The sequence below is a fragment of the Sphingomonas sp. Ant20 genome (assembly GCF_000783375.1).
Taxonomy (GTDB): domain Bacteria; phylum Pseudomonadota; class Alphaproteobacteria; order Sphingomonadales; family Sphingomonadaceae; genus Sphingomonas; species Sphingomonas aerolata.
On record NZ_JRVI01000269.1, the window covers coordinates 1 to 5,615 of the forward strand.

The window sequence follows — 5,615 nt, forward strand, 5'->3', positions numbered from 1 at the left end:
GCGGCTCGTCGCGCAGATGCGCCAGCGCACCGGCTGCGCCGCGGACCAGTTCGGCCCCGTCACCAACGAGACCCATGCGCTCGACGCGACCACCGATCTCGTCCTGCTATCCTGCGGATCCGGCGCGTATAATGTCATCACCCGCGCGCTGATCGTCCGCGACGCAAGGCCAGCGAAGCGCCGTTCGACCTGCCCCCGCAATTCGGCGAACCCGGCGCGAAACCCGCCCTCGTCAACGCGGGCTACGACCCGAAGACCGGGCTGCTCAGCTCCTACGCCAAGGGCCGCGGCATCGGCGACTGCGGCGTCGGCCAGGACTATGTCTGGGACGGCACCCGCTTCCGCCTCGCCGAAATGCGCATGCTGGGCGAATGCCGCGGCGCGATCACCTGGCCCGTCATCTGGCGCACGACGGTCGCCCGCAACTGACGCCCCTTCTTCTTCCGTCATCCTGACGAAAGTCAGGATCCAGAGTTACTTAGCGCCGGACTGCGTGGCTCAGGCTGACGACACCCCCTACCGCCCCGCCAGCTTGACCAGCCGCATCCCCCGTCAACCGCTGGATCGTCCAGTCCTCCATCCCCACCGCCACCCAGCCTGCGATAGACCGCGATCGCATCCGCATTCCAGTCGAGCACCGACCATTCGAACCGCGCACACCCGCGGTCGATCGCGATCCCCGCCAGATGCGCGAGCAGCGCGCCGCCGACCCCCTGCCCGCGCGCCTCGGGCGTCACGTACAGATCCTCCAGATACAGGCCGCGCTTGCCCGTCCAGGTCGAGAAATTGTGGAAGAACACCGCGAAACCGACCGGCCCGTCTGCCCCGTCCGCGATCACCGCCTCCGCTGCGAGCGCGTCCCCGAACAGCGCCTCGCCCAGCGTCGCCTCTGTCGCCTCGACCGCATCGGGCTCGCGCTCGAACGCCGCAAGCTCGCGCACGAAGCGCAGGATCGTGCCGATATCGGCGCGGGTGGCGGAACGGATCTGGGTCATGCGGCGGCCTCCATCGACGTCTGCGCGATATCGCGCCGCCGCGCCGCATACAGGCATGCGACGACGATGACACCCGCGCCGCACGCGGTAACGCCGACACCCGCTCGCCAAACACCAGATAGCCGAGGCCTGCTGCATAGACGAACGAGCTATATTCGGTGGTCGCCAGAAACCCTGTATCGCCATGCGCATAGGCCCAGCCGAGCAGCCACAGCGATGCGGTCGCCAGCCCCGCCGCCAGCAGCAGCCGCGGCCATGTCGCCGCATCGGGCACCACCGCCAGCCACGGCGCCGCGAGCGCGAGCGTCGCGGTCACCACCATCGCCTGGAAGAACGCGATCTCGCCCGGCCGCGCCGCCTGCGCCTGCACCCGCGCGATCACCAGATTGACCGCATAGAGCAGCGCCGATCCGAGCACCGCGGCGACCCCCGTCAGGCTCGCCGCCCCCGCCGCACCCTCGCGGCCATGCCCGATCATCACGATCCCGACCCCGCCCAGCGCCACGACCGACGCGACCACGACCCGGCGCCCGACGCGTTCGCCCAGCGTCACGGCGGCAAGCAGCAGCGCGAGGATCGGCGAGATGTAGGTCAGCGAAATCGCCTGCGCCATCGGCACGCGCGCCAGCCCCCAGAAGAACAGCAGCGCCATCGCCGCGGTCACCAACCCCCTGGCAAAATGGAGTTTCAGCGCCCGCCCGCTCGGCCGCCCGCTCCGCCCGAGCTTCCAGGCGACCGCCCCCAGCCCGACACTCGCCATCTGCCGCCAGAGCAGCGCGTTATACACCCCGATCCCCAGCACCAGCGACTTCATCACCGCGTCCATCACCGAGAACAACCCGATCCCGAGCGCGGCGACCGCAAAGGCCAGCGCAGGCGAAACGCTACGCCCCCTCACGCCGCCCGCCCCGCCGCTGAGAAGATGCCAATACCCACTCCCCCCGCTTAACCGGCATCCCCCACCGGCGCCATCATCGCCCGCAGGCTGTCAGCATCCTCACGATCGCGAGTGTCGGTTCCCCCGCGAAAGCGGGGGCCCAGAAGCCCCACCCCCACCGCAAAAACCCTGGACTCCCGCCTACGCGGGAGAACAGCGGAGGCGTCCTCCCCGTCATCCTGACGAAAGTCAGGACCCAGAGCCAAACAACGCCACCCCCTCCCGTTCGTGCTGAGCGAAGTCGAAGCACCGCCACGCCCCTCCCGCTCGGGCTGAGCGAAGTCGAAGCACCGCCACACCCCTCCCCGCTCGTGCTGAGCGAAGTCGAAGCACTGCTAAAATCCGAGACGTTCGTCAGGCCACCCCATCATCCTGACGAAAGTCAGGATCCAGAGCCAAACAGCGCCACGCCCCGCAACCCTGGATCCTGACCTTCGTCAGGATGACGAGGCGCAAGCAAGGCCCTCAAACGCAGCCAACCGCCCGATAAAACCCCGCTTATTCCGCCGCCATCTCCGGCACCAGCGCCGCGACAGCCGCATCCGCGGCCTCGATCTCCGCCGCCTTGGCCTCGACCAGCTTGACGATGTGGTTCACCATGTCCGCGTCCTGGACATGATGGTCGGTGACCCCCGACAGATACACCATGTGCTTGCCGTTGCCGCCGCCGGTGATCCCGATATCGGTCTCGCGCGCCTCGCCTGGCCCGTTCACGACGCAGCCGAGCACGCTGAGCGACATCGGCGTGCGGATATGCTGCAACCGCTCCTCCAGCGCCTGGACGGTACGGATCACGTCGAACCCCTGCCGCGCACAGCTCGGGCACGACACGACGCGCACGCCGCGGTTGCGGATGCCGAGCGCCTTCAGGATCTCGAACCCGACGCGCACTTCCTCCTCGGGCTCGGCCGACAGCGAGACGCGGATCGTGTCGCCGATCCCGTACCAGAGCAGGCTGCCCATCCCGATCGCCGACTTGACCGTGCCGCCGACGAACCCGCCCGCCTCGGTGATGCCGAGATGCAGCGGGCAGTCGACCTGTTCGGCGAGCTGCTGATACGCCGCGACCGCGAGGAACAGGTCGGACGCCTTCACCGCGACCTTGAACTCGTGGAAATCATGGTCCTGCAGCAACTTGATATGATCGAGCGCCGATTCGACCAGCGCATCGGGGCACGGCTCGCCATATTTCTCGAGCAGATGCCGCTCGAGGCTCCCGCCGTTCACGCCGATCCGGATCGCGCAGCCATTGGATTTCGCCGCGTCGACGACCTCCTTCACGCGGCTCGCAGACCCGATATTGCCCGGGTTGATCCGCAGGCACGCCGCGCCCGCATCCGCCGCCTCGAGCGCGCGCTTATAGTGGAAATGGATATCCGCGACGATCGGCACGCGGCTCGCGCGGACGATCTGCTTGAGCGCGCTGGTCGATTCGACATCGGGGCAGCTGACGCGGATGATGTCGACGCCCGCCTCTTCGCATCGGCGGATCTGGTCGACCGTCGCCTTGATGTCGTCGGTCGGCGTGTTGGTCATCGTCTGCACGGTGACGGGCGCATCGCCGCCGACGGGGACGTTGCCGACCATGATCTGGCGGCTCGTACGGCGGGTGATATCGCGCCAGGGACGAAGGGACATGAAGATTCCTCGTGGGTTCACTGCCGTATATAGCGGCTGGACGCGGCGAGCGAAACAACGCTGGCACATGCCGCCGCACGGCCATAGGCTGCCGCATCTCAGCGGAGCCCGATCGATGACCCTGTCCCTCTACGATGCGACGATCTCCTCCAACCTCCAGGTCCTGCGCGCGCTCGACGCGCTGCTCGACAAGGCGGAAGGCTTCGCCGCCGAGCGCGGGATCGACCCCGCCACGCTGATCGACGCAAAGCTCGCCGACGACATGCTCCCTTTCGGCTATCAGGTGAAATCGTGCGTCGCGCATTCGGCGGGCGGCGTGCAGGGCGTCCGCGACGGCGTCTTCTCCCCCGACCGCAGCGCCTGGCCGACCGATTTCGCCGGGCTCCACGCCGCGGTCCAGGGCGCGATCGCGACGCTCGAGGCCTATGACCCGGCCGAGTTCGACACGCTTGCCACCGCCGCGACGAAGTTCGAATTTGGCAGCTATGTCATGCCCTTCACCGGCGCCAACTTCCTTTTGTCCTTCTCGCAGCCCAATTTCTATTTCCACGCCAGCATCGCCTACGCGATCCTGCGCGCGCAGGGCGTCTCGCTAGGCAAGCGCGACTTCCTCGGCGTCCCCCGCATGGCCGCCTGACCGGGCCGGACCGGGCGGGCCCGCGCCGGTGTGACGGGGCAGCGCGTGCTTGCAGCCCCGTCACCCGCCGCCTAGGGCGCTGCGATGACCCGGCATTACGGCATGGACTGGCTGCGGATCGGCGCCTTCGCCCTGCTGATCCTTTACCATATCGCGATGGTCTTCGTGCCGTGGAACTTCCATGTGAAGTCGGCGCATGTCGAGGACTGGGTCCGGCTGCCGATGCTCGCCACCAATGCGTGGCGGCTGACGTTGCTGTTCGTCGTCTCGGGCTATGCCAGCCGCGCGCTGCTCCGCCGGTCGAGCGGACCGGTGCGCTTCTTCGCGACGCGCTGCTACCGGCTGCTCGTGCCGCTCGCCTTCGGCATCCTCGTCATCGTCCCCCCGCAACCCTGGGTCGAGCTCGTCACCCGGCACGGCTATGCGGGCAGCTACTGGACCTTCTGGACGCACGACGCCTTCCGCTTCGCCCCGCTCGACGGCCTGTGGCTGCCCGCCTGGAACCACCTCTGGTTCGTCGTCTATCTCTTTGTCTACACGACGGTCCTGACGCTCGGCGTCGCGCTGGTCCGGGGCCCGCGCAGCCTGCGCAGCCACCAGAATGTCCGCAGCCGCGGCGCGCAGCGGCTCTTCGACCGCGTTTTCGGCGGCTGGCTGGTGCTGCTCCTCCCGCTCGCCTGGCTCATCTTCGTCCACGGCTGGTGGTTCCAGATGGCGGCCGAGAGCCAGGCGCTGCTCGGCGACTGGATCGCGCACATCACCTATTTCCCCGCCTTCCTGTTCGGCTTCGGCCTCGCGCGCTCCGAACCCGCGATCGCCGCGATCGCGCGGCTGTGGAAGATCGGCGCCGGGCTCGCGCTGCTCGGCTATGCGACGATCCTCGGCATAGAGCTCGGCTGGCCCGCCGGGGTTGCGAAGCCGCACTGGGTCTATACCGCCTACGGCATCGCGCATGCGCTTGAACAATGGGGCGGAATCGTCGCGCTGATCGGGCTCGCCGAACGCCATCTCAACCGCGACCATCGCTGGCGGCCGATGCTGACCGAGGCGGTGTTCCCCTTCTACCTGATCCACCAGACGCTCATCGTCCTCGTCATGTACGCGCTGCTCCCCGCCGGCCTTCCCGGCTGGGCGGAGTTCCTGGTGCTGCTCGCCGCGACGCTGATCGGCTGTTTCGCCTTCTACCTGATCGGCCGCAGGGTCGCCCCCTTGCGCCCGCTGATCGGGCTGCGTCTCCACCTTCGTCCCACCCCGCCAACCTTGTGAAAGCCCCCATGCCCCAACCCAACTGGACCCTCGTCATCCACGGCGGCGCGGGCAAGCTCGACCGCGAGATGCTCTCCGCCGAGCAGGATTCGGGCGCGCGCGCCGGCCTGTCGCGCGCGCTTGACGCCGGCTCGGCCGTGCT

The 5,615-nt window shown here is 68.4% G+C and carries 4 protein-coding genes and 2 pseudogenes; 3 read left to right on the forward strand and 3 right to left on the reverse strand.

Annotation, left to right across the window (positions count from 1 at the left end; genetic code table 11):
- Nucleotides 1-189 precede the first annotated feature (189 nt).
- Nucleotides 190-429: a DUF1176 domain-containing protein gene (locus NI18_RS23800; RefSeq protein ID WP_084215334.1), complete on the forward strand. Its 240-nt coding sequence runs from the start codon at nt 190-192 to the stop codon at nt 427-429.
- A gap of 49 nt (nt 430-478) precedes the next feature.
- Here the strand turns inward: NI18_RS23800 and NI18_RS23805 are convergent.
- From NI18_RS23805 to ispG, 3 genes and pseudogenes are all read right to left on the reverse strand, one after another.
- Nucleotides 479-995, reverse strand: a pseudogene (locus tag NI18_RS23805) (GNAT family N-acetyltransferase).
- Between the two features lie 535 nt (nt 996-1,530).
- A pseudogene (locus tag NI18_RS27515) lies at nt 1,531-1,821 on the reverse strand (EamA family transporter); the annotation flags it as partial.
- Between the two features lie 609 nt (nt 1,822-2,430).
- Nucleotides 2,431-3,570, reverse strand: coding sequence for a flavodoxin-dependent (E)-4-hydroxy-3-methylbut-2-enyl-diphosphate synthase (ispG, locus tag NI18_RS20015; RefSeq protein WP_031440350.1), 1,140 nt, complete (start codon nt 3,568-3,570; stop codon nt 2,431-2,433).
- A gap of 115 nt (nt 3,571-3,685) precedes the next feature.
- Here ispG and NI18_RS20020 point away from each other — a divergent pair, with 115 nt between their 5' ends.
- Together NI18_RS20020 and NI18_RS20025 are read left to right on the forward strand one after the other, a co-directional pair.
- Nucleotides 3,686-4,207 carry a DUF1993 domain-containing protein gene (locus NI18_RS20020; RefSeq protein ID WP_037532783.1) on the forward strand — a complete coding sequence of 174 codons (522 nt, stop codon included), beginning with the start codon at nt 3,686-3,688 and terminating at the stop codon, nt 4,205-4,207.
- Between the two features lie 84 nt (nt 4,208-4,291).
- Nucleotides 4,292-5,473 (forward strand): acyltransferase family protein, encoded by a 1,182-nt coding sequence (locus NI18_RS20025; protein ID WP_037532786.1) that lies wholly within the window; start codon nt 4,292-4,294, stop codon nt 5,471-5,473.
- The last annotated feature ends 142 nt before the right edge of the window (nt 5,474-5,615 follow it).

Coding starts and splice junctions, on each gene's coding strand:
- ispG (WP_031440350.1), bottom strand. CDS start 3,570: ATGTCCCTTCGTCCCTGGCGCGATATCACCCGCCGTACGAGCCGCCAG.
- NI18_RS20020 (WP_037532783.1), top strand. CDS start 3,686: ATGACCCTGTCCCTCTACGATGCGACGATCTCCTCCAACCTCCAGGTC.
- NI18_RS20025 (WP_037532786.1), top strand. CDS start 4,292: ATGACCCGGCATTACGGCATGGACTGGCTGCGGATCGGCGCCTTCGCC.